This is a genomic window from Nonomuraea typhae, from assembly GCF_009760925.1.
In the GTDB taxonomy this organism is placed as follows: Bacteria; Actinomycetota; Actinomycetes; order Streptosporangiales; family Streptosporangiaceae; genus Nonomuraea; species Nonomuraea typhae.
Map to the genome: position 1 here is coordinate 69,028 of NZ_VRLV01000012.1, position 14,788 is coordinate 83,815.

The 14,788-nt window shown below is 72.5% G+C and carries 13 protein-coding genes; 4 read left to right on the plus strand and 9 right to left on the minus strand.

What is annotated here, in order from left to right:
- The first annotated feature begins 12 nt into the window (after window positions 1–12).
- Both FVE25_RS36790 and FVE25_RS36795 read left to right on the plus strand, forming a co-directional pair.
- Window positions 13–990 (plus strand): methyltransferase, encoded by a 978-nt coding sequence (locus FVE25_RS36790; protein ID WP_157252097.1) that lies wholly within the window; start codon window positions 13–15, stop codon window positions 988–990.
- Entirely contained in the window at window positions 987–2,243 is a 1,257-nt protein-coding gene (locus FVE25_RS36795; protein WP_157252098.1) for an MFS transporter, read from the plus strand. The genes FVE25_RS36790 and FVE25_RS36795 overlap by 4 nt, the downstream gene beginning before the upstream one ends.
- On the opposite strand, the gene FVE25_RS36800 is transcribed toward FVE25_RS36795, so the two are convergent.
- The 9 genes from FVE25_RS36800 to FVE25_RS36840 form a co-directional block, all read right to left on the minus strand.
- A complete protein-coding gene (locus tag FVE25_RS36800; protein ID WP_157252099.1) occupies window positions 2,240–3,454 on the minus strand; it encodes a Glu/Leu/Phe/Val dehydrogenase dimerization domain-containing protein in 1,215 nt (404 codons plus the stop codon). The genes FVE25_RS36795 and FVE25_RS36800 overlap by 4 nt on opposite strands.
- On the minus strand, window positions 3,451–5,073 hold the full coding sequence (locus FVE25_RS36805; RefSeq protein ID WP_157252100.1) for a thiamine pyrophosphate-binding protein: 1,623 nt from the start codon (window positions 5,071–5,073) through the stop codon (window positions 3,451–3,453). Before FVE25_RS36805 ends, FVE25_RS36800 begins: the two co-directional genes overlap by 4 nt.
- Window positions 5,070–7,067, minus strand: a complete 1,998-nt coding sequence (locus tag FVE25_RS36810) for an acetate--CoA ligase family protein (RefSeq protein WP_157252101.1) — start codon at window positions 7,065–7,067, stop codon at window positions 5,070–5,072. The genes FVE25_RS36805 and FVE25_RS36810 overlap by 4 nt, the downstream gene beginning before the upstream one ends.
- Window positions 7,064–8,224 (minus strand): acyl-CoA dehydrogenase family protein, encoded by a 1,161-nt coding sequence (locus tag FVE25_RS36815; protein ID WP_157252102.1) that lies wholly within the window; start codon window positions 8,222–8,224, stop codon window positions 7,064–7,066. Before FVE25_RS36815 ends, FVE25_RS36810 begins: the two co-directional genes overlap by 4 nt.
- Before the next feature lie 7 nt (window positions 8,225–8,231).
- A complete protein-coding gene (locus FVE25_RS36820; protein WP_157252103.1) occupies window positions 8,232–9,203 on the minus strand; it encodes an ABC transporter ATP-binding protein in 972 nt (323 codons plus the stop codon).
- Window positions 9,200–9,985: an ABC transporter permease gene (locus FVE25_RS36825; protein WP_157252104.1), complete on the minus strand. Its 786-nt coding sequence runs from the start codon at window positions 9,983–9,985 to the stop codon at window positions 9,200–9,202. The genes FVE25_RS36820 and FVE25_RS36825 overlap by 4 nt, the downstream gene beginning before the upstream one ends.
- On the minus strand, window positions 9,982–10,809 hold the full coding sequence (locus tag FVE25_RS36830; RefSeq protein WP_246268015.1) for an ABC transporter permease: 828 nt from the start codon (window positions 10,807–10,809) through the stop codon (window positions 9,982–9,984). The genes FVE25_RS36825 and FVE25_RS36830 overlap by 4 nt, the downstream gene beginning before the upstream one ends.
- Complete coding sequence (locus FVE25_RS36835) at window positions 10,806–11,849, minus strand: ABC transporter substrate-binding protein (protein ID WP_157252106.1); 1,044 nt, start codon at window positions 11,847–11,849, stop codon at window positions 10,806–10,808. Before FVE25_RS36835 ends, FVE25_RS36830 begins: the two co-directional genes overlap by 4 nt.
- 75 nt (window positions 11,850–11,924) lie before the next feature.
- On the minus strand, window positions 11,925–12,515 hold the full coding sequence (locus tag FVE25_RS36840) for a TetR/AcrR family transcriptional regulator (RefSeq protein WP_157252107.1): 591 nt from the start codon (window positions 12,513–12,515) through the stop codon (window positions 11,925–11,927).
- Window positions 12,516–12,714: 199 nt separating this feature from the next.
- Here FVE25_RS36840 and FVE25_RS36845 point away from each other — a divergent pair, with 199 nt between their 5' ends.
- Together FVE25_RS36845 and FVE25_RS36850 are read left to right on the plus strand one after the other, a co-directional pair.
- On the plus strand, window positions 12,715–14,079 hold the full coding sequence (locus tag FVE25_RS36845; RefSeq protein WP_157252108.1) for a TrkH family potassium uptake protein: 1,365 nt from the start codon (window positions 12,715–12,717) through the stop codon (window positions 14,077–14,079).
- Entirely contained in the window at window positions 14,072–14,734 is a 663-nt protein-coding gene (locus FVE25_RS36850) for a potassium channel family protein (protein WP_181019837.1), read from the plus strand. Before FVE25_RS36845 ends, FVE25_RS36850 begins: the two co-directional genes overlap by 8 nt.
- Window positions 14,735–14,788 lie beyond the last annotated feature (54 nt).

Below are 14,788 nucleotides of genomic sequence, written 5' to 3' on the forward strand. Positions count from 1 at the left end.
GGAGCACCACCCGTGATCGAGAACGACCTCCTGCGCATCCTCACCGGCGGCTGGGTGGCCCAGGCGACCTCCGTGGCCGCCAGGATCGGCCTGCCCGACGCCCTGTCCGCCGGCCCGTCGGACGCCGCCGCCCTCTCCAGGGGCCTCGGCGTCGACTCCCGCGCGCTGGCCAGGCTGCTGCGCCTGCTCACCGCCGCCGGACTCCTGGAGGAGAACGGCGAGGCGTACACGCTGACCGAGATGGGCGCCCTGCTGCGCCGCGAGAACCTCGGCCCGCTGGCCGCCCTGTACGGCTCCGACTACTTCATGGCCTCCTGGGCCGCCCTGGAACACAGCGTCACCACGGGCGAACAGGCGTTCACCCACGTGCACGGCACGCCCGTCTTCGACTACCTGGCCGGGCGCCCGGACCGATCCGGCGAATTCCACGCCGGGATGGCCGCCGGGACACTGTATTTCCGCCGCGTCCCCGACGTGCACGACTTCACCGGAGCCCGGGCCGTCGTGGACGTGGGCGGCGGCACCGGCGCCCTCCTGGCGGAAATCCTGCGCCGTGCACCGCACACCCGAGGCGTGCTGTTCGACGTGCCCGACGTCATCGCGACGGCCGGCCGCGCCCTGGAGGACGTCGCGGACCGCTGCCACCTCGTCGGCGGCGACATGTTCGCCTCCGTCCCGGACGGCGGCGACACCTACCTGCTCTCCCGCATCCTGCACGACTGGGACGACGAGCAGTGCGCCACCATCCTCGGCAACCTGGCCAAGGCCATGCCACCCGGCGCCAAGCTGCTCGTCATCGAGCGCGTGGTCTCCGCCGACGCCCTGCTCCCGGCCGCCTTCGACCTGCACATGATGGTCATGACCGGCGGCCGTGAACGCACCCTGCCCGAACTCCACGCCATGCTCATCCGCGCCGGCCTGACCCCTGCCTCCGTCACCGACCTGCCCCTCGGCATGCGCCTGCTGACCGCCGTCCTGGAGACCTCGTGAACCGCCTGCTGCCGGTCCTGGCCGGCCTCTACTTCGCCCAGGGCGTGCCCGTGGGCTTCTCCCTCGTCGCCCTGCCCGCCCTCCTGTACGGCGAAGGCGTCGACCTCGGCCGGCTGGGCATGCTGGGGATCCTCATCATGCCGTGGGCGCTCAAGTTCCTGTGGGCCCCGCAGATCGACAACCGCCCCCCGCCCCTCCGGCTGGGCGCGGGCCGCCGGGCCGGATGGGTCCTGACCTGCCAGCTCGCCGCCATCCCCGCCGCCGCCCTCCTGCTCGCGGTGGACCCGGTCCGCGACTTCCTCTGGCTGCTGGCCGTACTCTTCGTGCTGAACATCCTGTTCGCCACCCAGGACATCGCCACCGACGCCCTCGCCGTCACCCGCCTGGCCGGCCGCGGCCGGCTCAACGCCAACGCCGTCCAGGGCGGCGCCTTCTCCGTCGGCCTGGTCGCCGGCGGCAGCGGCACCCTCCTCGCCTTCGCGCTGACCGGCTGGCCCGGCACGGTGGCCTGCCTCGTGCTGCTGCTCGCGGCCGGGACGGCGCCCCTGTGGTGGTCCCGCACCCACCTCGGCACCACCACCTCCGCCGGCACCGGTGAGCCCGCTCCTGGCGGGCCCGATGCCGAGGGGCCCGTCGAGCGGGCCTCCATCCGCCGCTTCCTGCGCCGCAAGGGCTCCTGGGGGTTGCTGGCGTTGTCGGCCGCCTACAAGCTGCCTCTGATGATGGGGTACGGCCTGGTCAACAGTCTCCTGGTCAAGCAGGGAGCCTCGTACACCACGATCTCCGTCACCGCCGCCACCGTGGTCACCGCGGTGTCCGTCGCCGGCGCCGCGGTCGCGCCCCGGCTCACCGTCCGCCTCGGGTTCCACCGCTTCCTGTTCACGGCACTCGCCCTGGCGGCGGCCGTGTGGATGGGGCTCGGCCTCTGGCTTCTGCTGTCCGGCGACGGCATCGTGGTGCCCATCCTCGCCCAGGCCCTCGGGTACCTGCTGATCACGTCGGCGGTGGTCACGGTGTACGCCCTGTTCATGGCCGTGTCCGACCAGGGGCAAGCCGGGACCGACTACACCCTGCTCTACTGCGCCGAAGCCTTCGGCAACGCCGCCGCCACCGGCCTCGCGGGCGCGCTGGCCGGGGCGCTCGGCTTCGCCCCCACCTTCATCGTCGCGGGGGCCTGCGGGCTGCTCCTGCTCCCCGTCCTGATCTCCGCCTTCCGCCGCCTGCGCCAACCCGCCGCAAGCCTCACCGCCTAGGTACGCCCGGGATCTCGGGGAGTGAAGCGTTCGGCGATGCGGTGCGCGTTGGTCTCGGCCAGGCCGCGGGCGGCCTTGCGGAGGGGCAGGCCGAAGGCGGTTACCGCGGTCACCAGTGTGTGCATCACCGAGTCGATCTTGGTGAAGGCGGCTTCCGCCGTGGGTTCGATGTCGCCGAACAACACCCACCACCACCAGGCGTTCGTCATGACATTGGCGAGAAAGTCCGGCACAACCGGAATGCCCCGGCTCAGCAGGGCCGCCTCCGCCTCCGGCAGCGTGGGCAGGTTGGCTCCTTCGACCACGAGCCCGGCCCGGATGCGTTCGGCCTCCGGCGGGCCGATGACGTACGACATCGCGGCGGGCACCAGCAGATCCGCCGGCACGTCCAGCCAGCTCTCCCGGGGGGCCGACCGGAAGCCGGGGCGCAGGCGGGTGCGGTCGACGACGCCGTGGGCGTCCCGGGCGGCCAGCATGGACTCGACGTCGAGGCCGGACGGGTCCGCGATCAGGCCGTCGCGGTCGGCCACGCCCACGACGCGTACCCCGGCCCGGGCGAGGTACCGGGCGGCGGCCCCGCCGATCGAGCCGAACCCCTGGACGACGGCGGTCTCGATCGGCGGGCGGTGGGCGTCGGTGGCCTCGCTCGGTGTGCCGAGGGCGGCGGCGGTCTCGAGGGCGGCGGCGGTCTCGAGGGCGGCGCGGGCCACGCCGTACCCGCCGACGAGGTCGGCCAGCGCCACCCCCTCGACCGTCACGGCCATCGCCGCCCGCAACCGGGCCCGCGCGGCGGCCTGGTCCTCGACCAGGGCGAACGCGGCCTCGACCGTGGATTGCAGCCCGAGGCCGGCGGCGATCGCGTCCAGAGTCTCCTGACGCAGGCCGAAGTCCTCGCCGGTGTTCCATTGGGCGCGCACGATCGGCAGCACGGCGGTGAGGAAGCGCTTGAGCACCTGATGGGCACGCGGGTCCAGGGGGTCGATGTCGATGCCCCCTTTGGCGCCGCCGAGAGGCACATACCGGTCACCCGGGGTGTAGACCAGCGCTTCCTTCAGGGACATGCCGCGCGCCAGCCCCCGTACCTCCTCCAGCGTGCACCCGTCGCGCAACCGCAGCCCGCCGCTGGCCACGCCGCGCACGAGGGTGTCGATGACGACGTACCCGTGCCGCCCCGTGACGGGGTCGGTCCAGGTGATCTCCAACAGGCTCACGGGGTCTCCTCCACGTTCGCGAGCGGTGTCTCCCTCACATGCACGAGCGTCGGCCGGTCGGCGGCCAGGGCTTCCTTGACCGCCGCGGTCAGGCTTTCCTCGTCGCCGGCCCGCACGCCGTACGCGCCCAGCGACCGCGCGAGCATCACGAAGTCCGGCGACGGCAGCTCCACGGCCTGCACGGGATCCTGCCGGGACACCATCTCCGCGCGAATCTCCCCATAGCCACCGTTGTCCACGACCACGACCGGCAACGCCAGCCCGAGCTGGGCGGCGGCGGCCAGTTCGGCGATCGTGAACATCACCCCGCCATCGCCCATCAGCGCCGCCACGGCCCGCCCCGGCAGCGCCACCGCCGCACCCATGGCGGCCGGCAGCCCGTACCCGAGCGTGCCGTACCCGGTCGGATGGAGGAACCGCGACGGCCCGTACGCCGGCAGCCCGGTCAGCGCGCCGTAGTAGCAGATCATGGCGCTGTCACCGGCCACGATCCCGCCGCGCCCGACGCCCTCGGCCAGCGCCCGCACGATCCACCGCCACCGCCCGCCCTCCGCCATGGCCTGCCCGTCCTTGATCGCCCGCCACCGCGCAACCTCCGCCGCCGCGACCTCCGCCGCCGCGCCTCGCCCCGGCACGGGGTCCAGCAGCGCGAGGAGCCGGTCGAGGGTCGCCGCGGCGTCGCCGGCCAGGGCGACGTCCGGCACGGCGTTGGTGACCAGCTGCGCCGGGTCGGCGTCCACCCGCACCACCGGCCCGGTGAACTCCAGCGGCCCGTGCCACAGATCCGACGGCGCCAGCTCGCTCCCCACCACCAGGACCGCCCCCGCCCGCCGGGCGATCTCGGCTACGGCCGGCAGATGCATCCCGGCCCCCAGCGCCAGCGGATGGTCGTCGGGCAGCACCCCCTTCCCATTGGCCGTGGTCACCACGGCCGCCCCCAGCCGCTCGGCGACCATGCGCACCTGCGGGGCGGCCCAGCGAGCGCCCCCGCCCACGATCATCAGGGGCGCCCGCGCGGCACCCAGCACCTGGGCGGCGGCGGCGATCATGTCGTCCGGAGGCACGGTCACCGGCACCGCGACCGGCCCGGGGGAGATCACGACGGACCGCTCCACCAGCACGTCCAGCGGGATCTCCAGGTGCACCGGCCGAGCCCGCCCGGAGGTCAGGACGGCGAAGGCCCGGGCGAGCGCCACCGGTATCCCGGCCACGCTCGTCACCCGGTGGCTGTAGGCGGCGACGGAGTCCATGGCCCGGCTCTGGTCCCGCGTCTCGTGCAGGAGCCCGGCTCCCGGCGTGGACCGGAGCGGCATCCCGGGCGAGATCAGCAGCACCGGGATCGAGTCCGAGTACGCCTGCCCGATCGCCGCCGCCGCGTTGAGCGTGGCGGGTCCCGAGGTCACCAGCACCACCCCCGGCCGCCCGCAGGCCCGCGCGTACCCGTCGGCCGCGTACCCCGCGCCCTGCTCGTGCCGCGTGAGCACGTGCCGCACCCGGTAGGCGGGCAGATGCCGGTAGATCTCGAGGTTGTGCGTCCCGGGAATCCCGAAGACCGTGTCCACCCCGTGCTCGGCCAGCGCCCGCACCACCGCCTCACCCCCGGACACGGCCCCGCTCATCCCGTCACCACCAGCGCGTCCAGGGCCAGCACCCCATCCGCCCCCGCCCGGAGCGGGTTGATCTCACATTCGGCCACGTGCCCCTGCTCCGCGATCAGCCGGGACACCGCCACCACCACCCGCGCGACCGCCTCCTCGTCCACCCCCGGAGCCCCCCGCCACCCCCGCACCAGGGGATAACCCCGGAGCCGCCGCAGGAGCCCCAAGGCCCCGTCCACATCGACGGGCGCCAGCGCAACGGCCACATCCCCATACAACTCGCTCATCGTCCCCCCCATGCCGGCCACGACCACCGCCCCGAAGGCAGGATCCCGCCGCCCCCCGACGATCAGCTCCACGGTCCCGGCCCGGTTGTCCATCTCCTCGAGCACATAGTCCCCGTCACCCAGCCGCCCCCGCATCGACTCCAGCGCCCCAGCCACAGCATCAAGATCCGGCAACCCGGTGACCACCCCGCCCACCTCGGTCTTGTGCTCCACCCACCCGGCCTTGAGCACGAACGGCCCCGCCATCCCCTCGGCGGAGCCCGGCCACCCGGCCGCCTTCGGATACGGCACGCCGTACGCCGCGAACAACCCCCGAGCACCGAGGTACCCGCCCCCGACCTCGGCCCGGGAAGCCGCAACCGGCACAAAAGCCTGGGGAGAACGAGCCGCCAGCACGGCGGCGAGCCCCAGCGAGCGCGTGCTCTGCTCGATCGTCGCGTACGTCGGCAGCCCGTGCTCCCGCAGTGCCCGGACGGCGGCGGAGTCCCGGCACATGCTGTGCACCACGACGGGCCGCCGGTGCCGCCGCACCAGCTCCCCGAGGGTGTCCACGACGGCCAGTTCCCGCCCGGCGAGGCTGGGCGCGTCCGCGCCGTAGGAGCCGAAGTACCCGGTGAGCAGCACGCCGTCCACCTCCCCGCTGCCCAAAAGCACGTCCACGAGCTGCGCGTACGTGGCCAGGTCGCGCTCTCCGGCCCCGGTCAGGTCGATGGGATTGCGTACGGCCGCGCCACCGGGCAGCAACGCGGCCACCGAGGCGCAGACGGCGTCCCCGAGGGCGGGCACGGCGAGCCCGGAGGCGGTGAGCAGGTCGGCCGCGAGGGCCCCCTGCCCGCCGCTGTCGCCGACGACGGCCACCCGGCTCCCCATGGGCGCGGGCGCGCCGAGCAGGAACTGGGCCAGATCGACCGCCTGCGCGGGCGTCTGGACGAGGACCGCCCCGGCGGCGCGGCAGGCGGCCTCGACCACCGCGGTCCCGGCGGTCAGGGACCCGGTGTGGGATCGGGCGGCCGCGCGGCCGGCGTCGCTGGAGCCCACGGTCAGGACGATCACCGGTTTGCCCGCCGAGCGCAGGGTCCCGAGGGTGCGGACGAGGGCGCGGCCGTCGCCGAACGACTCCAGGTAGACCACGACCGCCCGGGTGGCGGGGTGCGCGGCCAGGCCGTCCAGGACCTCGACGGCGGTGACGTCGGCCTGGTTGCCCACCGAGACGAACCGCGAGACCCCGATCCCGGCCTCCCCGGCCAGCCCGGCGAGTTCGAGGCCGAGCTGGCCCGACTGCGAGACGATGCCGAGCGCCCCGGGGCTGAAGGTGCCCCAGGCCAGCTCCAGCGAGGTGGCGGCGTCGTAGACGCCGAGGCAGTTGGGGCCGATGAGCCGCGCGCCGGCGGACTGGACCCGCCGGACGAGCGCGCCCTCCGCCGAAGACGACAAACCCGCCGTTATGCCGATAAATCCGGAGACGCCCATCCCGAGGGCCTCGTCCACCAGCGCAGGCAACGACGCCGCCGGCGTGCACAGCACGGCCAGCTCCGGCGCCTCGGGCAACGCCCCCAGCGAGGGCACCGCCCGTACCCCCTCGACGAGGGCGCCGGAACGGCTGACCAGATGCACCTTGCGCCGATGCGCACCCCGCAGCGCCCCGCGAGCCAGCCAGTACCCCCACTTGGCCGGGTCCGCCGAGGCGCCGACGACCGCGACGGAGGCCGGATCGGAGAAGACCCTCATCGCGCCAGCGACCGGGAGATGATGAGCCGCTGGATGTCGGAGGTGCCCTCTTCGATCTCCTCCAGCTTGGCGTCCCGCATCCACTTCTCCAGCAGGAACTCCCGCGAGTACCCCCACCCGCCATGGGTCTGCAGGGCGGCCCAGGTGCACCACATGGCGTTCTCCGAGGCGGTCACCTTGGCGATGGCCGCCTCCTCCGCGCAGGGCAGCCCGGCGTCGTGCACGCGCGCGGCCCGCAGGGTCAGCAGGTGCGAGGCGTCGACCTTGGCCGCCATGTCGGCCAGCCGGAAGGCGACCGCCTGATGGCCGACGATGGGCACGCCGAACTGCTCCCGCGACTTGGCGTACTCGAGGGCGGTGTCGAGCGCGGCCCTGGCCAGCCCGGTGCAGGCGGCCGCGATGAGGATCCGGGAGGCGTCGAAGGTCCGCATCAGCCCGTAGAACCCCTGGCCCTCCTCGCCCAGCCGGTGGGAGGCCGGAACCCGCACCCCGTCCAGGAACACCTCGGCGCTGACGATGGCCCGCTGCCCCATCTTGGGCAGCGCCCGCCCGACGCGCAGACCAGGAGTGTCCCGCTCCACCACGAAGGCGGTCACCCCGCGCGAGCGCGTGCCGGGCGCCACGGTGGCGAAGACCACGATCCACCGCGCATAGGGCGCGTTGGAGATCCACGTCTTCTGCCCGGTCAGCATGTACGCCTCGCCGTCCCGCTCGGCCCGGGTGGTCAGCGCGGCGGCGTCGGAGCCGACACCCGGCTCGGTCACGGCCAGCGCGGTCAGCGGCGGATCGTCGCCGGTCAGCGGGGACAGCCACCGCCGCTTCTGCGCAGGGGTGCCCAGCGCCTCGACCGGCCCGGCGAAGAAGCCGTTGGAGGTGAGCAGGTTGCCGATGCCGATGTCGCCGTAGCACAGCTCCTCGGTCACCAGTGCCTGGGTGAGCAGGTCGCCGACCCCGCCCCCGCCGTACTCCCCGGGCAGCATGAACGAGGTCAGCCCCAGCTTGGCCGCCTTGGCCCACAGGTCCAGGGGCGAGTCGTGGTCGGCGTCGTCGACCTCGCGGGCCCGGGGCCGGATCTCGCGCAGCGCGAAGTCGCGGGCCAGGGCCACGAAGTCACGCTGCTCGCCGGTCAGCTCCAGTCCGTCTCTGATGGCACGCATGGCTCTCCTAGGCGGGGACGTTGACGCAGTCGTGGGGGTTCCAGTGCGCGACGATCTCGTCGCCGGGCCTGGGGAGCGGGTCGGGCCGTACGGCGGTGCGGGCGACCAGGCGCTGCCCGTCGGGCCGTTCGACCTCGATGCGCAGCCCGCCGCCCACGTAGATCACCTCGCGCACGACGGCGGGGAGCCCGGGTTCGCCGGGCGGCAGGACGCGCAGGTGCTGCGGGCGGACCAGCAGCAGGCCGTCCTCGCCGGGCAGCAGGTTGGACTCGCCCAGGAACTCGGCCACGTACCGCGAGGCGGGCTTCTCGTACAGCTCCTGCGGCGTGCCGACCTGCACGATGCGGCCCTCGCGCAGCAGGGCGACCCGGTCGGACATGGTCAGCGCCTCCTCCTGGTCGTGGGTGACGAAGACGAAGGTGATGCCGAGCTCGCGGTGCAGCCGCTTGATCTCGAGCTGGAGCTGCTCGCGCAGCCGCTTGTCGAGGGCGCCCAGCGGCTCGTCCATGAGCAGCACCCGGGGCTGGAAGACGATCGCGCGGGCCAGCGCGACCCGCTGCTGCTGGCCGCCGGAGAGCTGGGCGGGCCGCCGCTCGCCGAGCGCGCCGAGTTCGACGACCTCCAGCGCCCGCCTCACCCGGCGGCGCAGCTCCTCGCCCCTGACCTTGCGGCGGCGCAGCGGGAAGGCGACGTTCTCGAAGACGCTCATGTGCGGGAAGAGTGCGTAGTGCTGGAAGACCATGCCGAGCTCGCGCCGGTGCGGCGGCACGCCGGTGATGTCGCCGCCGTCCACGAGCACCGACCCCGAGGTCGGCTCGGTGAACCCGGCCACCACGTTGAGCAGCGTGGACTTGCCCGAGCCGCTGCTGCCCAGGAGCGTCATGAACTCGCCCGCCGCCACGCGCAGCGACACCTCGTCCAGCGCGAGCGAGCCCGGATACCGCTTGGTGACCGCGCGTACGTCGACGGCGCCTGTCATGCCTTCCTCCGTCTCACGAGCCGGGAGAGCCCGGCGGTGGCGAACAACGCCAGCGTGGCCAGCAGCAACATGGTCGAGACGGCCGCCACGGTGGGGTCGATCTGCACGCGCACGCCCGACCACATCTGCACCGGCAGCGTCGTCAGGTCCGGCCCGGACAGGAACACCCCGGTCACCACCTCGTCGAAGGAGGTGACGAACGCGAAGAGCGCCCCCGCGGCCAGGCCGGGCGCGATGAGCGGCAGCGTCACCCGGGCGAACGTGCTGACCGGCCCGGCCCCCAGGCTCATCGCCGCCTGTTCCAGCCGCCGGTCGAAGGAGACCAGCGACGACGAGACCGTGATCACCACGTACGGCACGGCCAGCGCGGTGTGCACGAGCACGAAGCCGAGCGTGGTCTGCGTGAGCCCGAGCTCCAGGAAGGTCGCGTACACGGCCAGCCCGACGATCACGTACGGCACCAGCACCGGCGCCATGAGCAGCCCGGAGACCAGGGCGCGCAGGGGATACCGGCCCCGCACGACGCCGAGGGCGGCAGCCGTACCCAGCACGAGGGAGAGCAGCGTGACCAGGACGGCAACCCGGAGACTGGCCAGGGCGCTGTCCAGCCAGGTGGGGTCGGTGAAGAAGTTCTCGTACCAGCGCGCCGACCACTCCTTGGGCGGGAACTCCAGAAAGGAACTGGCCGAGAAGGAGGCCGGGATCACCACGAAGACCGGCAGCACCAGGTAGACGGCGGTCAGCCCGGCCAGCGCGCACAGCAGGATCCGGCCGGGCCTCACGAGCCGCCGCCGATCATCTTGCGCAGGTCCACGAGCCGGGAGGCGATCAGCAGCAGCGCCCCGGTCACCAGGAGCAGGACGACGGCGAGGGCGGAGGCGAACCCCCAGCGCAGCACGCCGGACAGCTGCTGGACGATCAGTTCGCCGAGCATCACGTCCTTGGGGCCGCCGAGCAGCGCCGGGGTGACGTAGAAGCCGAGCGTGGAGACGAACACCAGCAGCAGGGCCGCGGCGACGCCCGGCAGCGCGAGCGGCGCGTACACCCGCCAGAACGCGAAGACCGGCGTCGCGCCGAGCCCTTCCGCGGCCCGCAGCAGCCGGCGGTCGATGCCGCGCATGGTCGCGTACATCGGCAGCACCGCGAACGGCAGCATCACCTGGACCATGCCGATCGTGATGCCGGTGAGGTTGCGCAGCAGCGGCACCGGCTCGCCGGGGATGAGCGCGTTGACCACGCCGGTGTCGCGCAGCAGCAGCACCCAGGCGAACGTGCGCACGAGCAGGCTGGTCCAGAACGGCACCAGCACCGCGGCCATGAGCACGCCCCGCCAGAACGGCCGCGCGAGCGTCATCAGGTAGGCGTAGGGGAAGCCGAGCAGCAGCGTCACCAGCGTGACCAGCCCGGCGGTGGCGAAGGTGTTGCCCAGCACGTCGAGGTAGACGGGCGAGGCGAAGAACGCCGCGTAGTTGCCGAGGCCGGGTTCCGGGTCGGTGAAGCTGCGGGCCAGCACCGAGGCCAGCGGGTAGACGAAGACGACGAGCAGGAAGGCGGCCAGCGGGAGGACGAGCGCCCCCCACCCGTCGCCGAGCCTGCGCAGGCTCACCGGGCCATCCACTCGTTGAACCGCTCGGTGACCTTGTCGTAGTTCGCGGCCCAGTAGGTGTAGTCGATGATCGCCGCCCGCTTGGCCGCGTTGCCCGGGTCGGTGGGCAGTTCCTTGCGCACCGCCGGGTTCACCAGCGGCAGCGCCTTGTCGTTGACCGGCGCGTACGCGGCCTGGTTGGCGTACTGCGCCTGGCCCTTGGTGTCGGACAGGAAGTGGCCGAGCCATTCCATGGCCAGGTCGGCGCGCGGGTATCCGGCGGGGATGACGAGCTGGTCGTAGGACAGGAAGTGCTGGTTCCACTCGTTGGCGACGGGCTGGCCGTCCCTGGCGGCGGCGAAGACGCGGCCGTTCCATGCCTGGATGAGCGGGGTCTCGCCGCTGGAGACGAGCTGTTGCTGCTGCTCGCCGGTCTCGTAGAAGACGATGTCCTTCTTGATGGTGTCGAGTTTCTTGAAGGCGCGGTCGATGTCGAGCGGGTAGAGCTTGTCCGCGGGCACGCCGTCGGCCATCAGGGCGGCCTCGAAGATGGCGCCGGTGGCGTACTTCCAGAAGCCGCGCTTGCCGGGGAACTTCGTGGTGTCGAAGAACTCGGCCCAGGTCGTGGGGTGGTTGGCGGCGGTGAACGCCTTGGTGTTGTAGGCGATGGTGAAGGCGTACTCCAGGACGGGCACGGCGCACTCGCCGACCAGCTCCGGCTTGACCACCGAGGTGTCCACCTTGGCCTTGTCGAGCTTGACGGCCCAGCCGTTCTTGCAGGCGGTGACGGCGAAGTTGGGCTCGACCTCGACGGCGCCCCAGCTGACCTTCTTGGACTCCACCTGGGCCCGGAACTTGGCGTAGTCGGTGGGGGAGTCCTGCTTGACCGTGACGCCCCTGCTCTTGGCCCAGGGTTCGATCCAGGCGGCGACGGACTTCTTCTGGTCGTCGCCGCCCCACATGACGACCGTGAGCTCCTTGGCGCCGGCGCTGCCGCCGCCACCGCACGCGGTGAGCGCCAGCAGGCCGGCCACCGCGGCCATCGTTGTCCGACGCGACATGCCGCCTCCATAATTGACTGGCGAGCCAGTTATTAATCGAGCACTGTGGCGCACGTCACGCGGGATGTCAACGGGTCAGTCCTCCAGGTCGCGCAGGAAGGCGTCGCAGACCTCGCTCATCCGGGCCACGGTCATGCTCCGCGAGCCCACCAGCACCTGGATCGCCAGGCCGTCGATCATGCCGATGAGCTGGTTCGCCAGCTCCACCGCGTCGCCCGCGCGCAGCAGCCCCCGGGCCTGGCCGTCCCGGATCACCGCGGCCACGATCCGGCGCCACTCGCCGTAGACCCGCTCGTTGAGATCCTGGAGCTCCGGCTCCCGCAGCGCCTCGCTCCACAACTCCATCCAGACCCGCCACGCCTGGACGGTCTCCGGCGTGTCCGGCAGATAGGACCGGACGAACGCCCGCAACCTGGCCCGCGGGTCGGCCGCGCTCTCGAAGATCGGCCGGCGGCGCTCGATGGAGCGGGTGAAGTTGTCGTCGAAGGCGGCGTGCACCACGTCGCGCTTGCTGGCGAAGTAGTAGTGCACCGTGCCGTTGCTGGTCCCCGCCCGCCTGGCCACGTCGGAGACGCGCAGCGCGCGCAGGCCCACCTCGGCGAGCACCTCGCAGGTGGCCCGCAGGATCTGCGCGCGGCGCTCGGCCTCGACGCTCGGACGTGGCATGGGCATCTCCCGGAGAACGCGGACGGCAACCCCCGCACCCTAGCCGCTCCGGCCTCTTCCCAAAGATAACCGGTCCGCTGGTCAACTATGGAGGCCGTCACAGGCACTGCGCGGGAGCCGCCCCCGCATGGCTAGGATCTGCGTCCATGACAGGCACCAACGGATCGGCGAGCGGCCGTGCGCGGGCGGACTCGCGCTGATGCCGTTCACCAGGCGCGCCCGGTGGTCGGCCGCCCTCCTGTCCCGCTTTCACCACCCCGCCCAGATCGTCGTCACCTCCTTCGGCCTGCTCGTGCTGGCCGGCACGATCCTGCTGCTGCAGCCGATCTCCACCGTCGGAAAGCCCGCGGGCGTCGTCGAGGCGCTGTTCACCGCCACCTCGGCCGTCACCGTCACCGGCCTGGCCATCGTGGACACCCAGTCGCACTGGTCGGTCTTCGGCGAGGTCGTCATCGCCGCGCTGGTCCAGGTGGGCGGGCTCGGCATCATGACCTTCGCCACCGTCTTCGCCGTGCTCATCGGCCGCCGCGTCGGCGTCCGCTTCCGCCTGCTGGCCCAGGCCGAGACCACCATGCTCAGCGCCGCCGACCTGCGCTCCATCGCCCGCCGCGTGGTCGTCTTCAGCCTCACCTGCGAGGCCGTCTTCGCCGCCGTCCTGGCCGGGCGCTGGATGACCGGGTACGGCGAGCCGTTCGGGCAGGCCGTCTACTACGGCGTCTTCCACAGCATCATGGCCTTCAACCACGCCGGATTCGCCCTGTGGCCGGATAGCCTGACCAGGTTCGTCGCCGACCCGTGGATCAGCCTGACCGCCTCGGCCGCCGTCATCGTCGGCGGGCTCGGCTTCCCCGTGGTCTTCGAGCTCATGCGCACCTGGCGAAAGCCCCGCGCCTGGTCCATCACCACCCGGCTGACCGTCTGGATCACGCTCGCCCTGCTGGCCGTCGGCACGCTGTTCCTGCTGGTCGCCGAGTGGGACAACCCCAAGACGTTCGGCCCGCTCGACGAGGGCGGCAAGGTGCTGGCCGCCTTCTTCGCCTCCACCATGACCCGGTCGGCCGGGCTCAACTCCGTGGACATCGGCCAGATGGAGACCTCCAGCTGGCTGATCAGCGACGTGCTCATGTTCATCGGCGGCGCCAGCGCCTCCACCGCGGGCGGCATCCGGGTCACCACCTTCGGCGTGCTCGCCTTCGTCATCTGGGCGGAGCTGCGCGGCGAGCCCCGGGTCAACATCGGCCACCGCCGCGTGCCGGAGTCGGTGCAACGCCAGGCGATCACGGTCAGCCTGCTCAGCGTGGCCGTCGTCGTCGTCTCCACCTACCTGCTGCTGGTGATCAGTCCCTTCGCGCTCGACCAGGTGCTCTTCGAGGTCATCTCGGCGTTCACCACCACGGGCCTGTCCACCGGCATCACCGCCCAGCTCCCGGCAGCCGGGCAGATCATCCTGACGGTGCTGATGTTCATCGGCAGAACCGGCACCATCACGCTCGGCACCGCCCTGGCGATGAAGGAACGCACCCGCCGCTACGAACTCCCGGAGGAGAGGGTCCTCGTTGGCTGAAAAGAACAGCGACCCGGTCGTGGTCATCGGCCTCGGCCGCTTCGGCACCGCCATCGCGCTGGAACTCGTCCGGCGCGGCACCGAGGTGCTGGCCATCGACAGCCGCCCCAAGATCGCCCAGTCGCTGGCCGGGCGCATCACCCAGATCGCCACCGCCGACGCCACCGACATCGAGGTGCTGCGCCAGCTCGGCGTGCCCGACTTCTACCGGGCCGTCGTCGCCATCGGCGGCGACCTCGAGGCCAGCATCCTCACCACCGCGCTGCTGGCCGAGCTCGAGATCGACGACATCTGGGCCAAGGCCGTCAGCGAGCAGCACGGCCAGATCCTGCGCCGCATCGGCGCCCACCACGTCGTCTTCCCCGAGCACGACATGGGCGAGCGCGTCGCCCACCTCGTCAGCGGCCGCATGCTCGACTACATGCAGGTGGACGAGAACTTCGCGCTGGTCAAGACCCGGCCGCCCAAGGAGTACATCGGCGTCCCGCTCGGCCGCTCGAACCTGCGCAAGAAGTACGGCGTGACCATCGTGGCGGTCAAGAGCGAGAACGAGGAGTTCACCTACGCCACCGCCGAGACCGAACTCGTCTACAGCGACGTGGTCCTGGTGTCGGGCCGCACCGAGGACGTGGAACGGTTCGCCGAACTACCGTAAACGCCAGTTTTCCTCCCCGACTTCGTGACGGAGCATAGGGCGGCCGACTACACG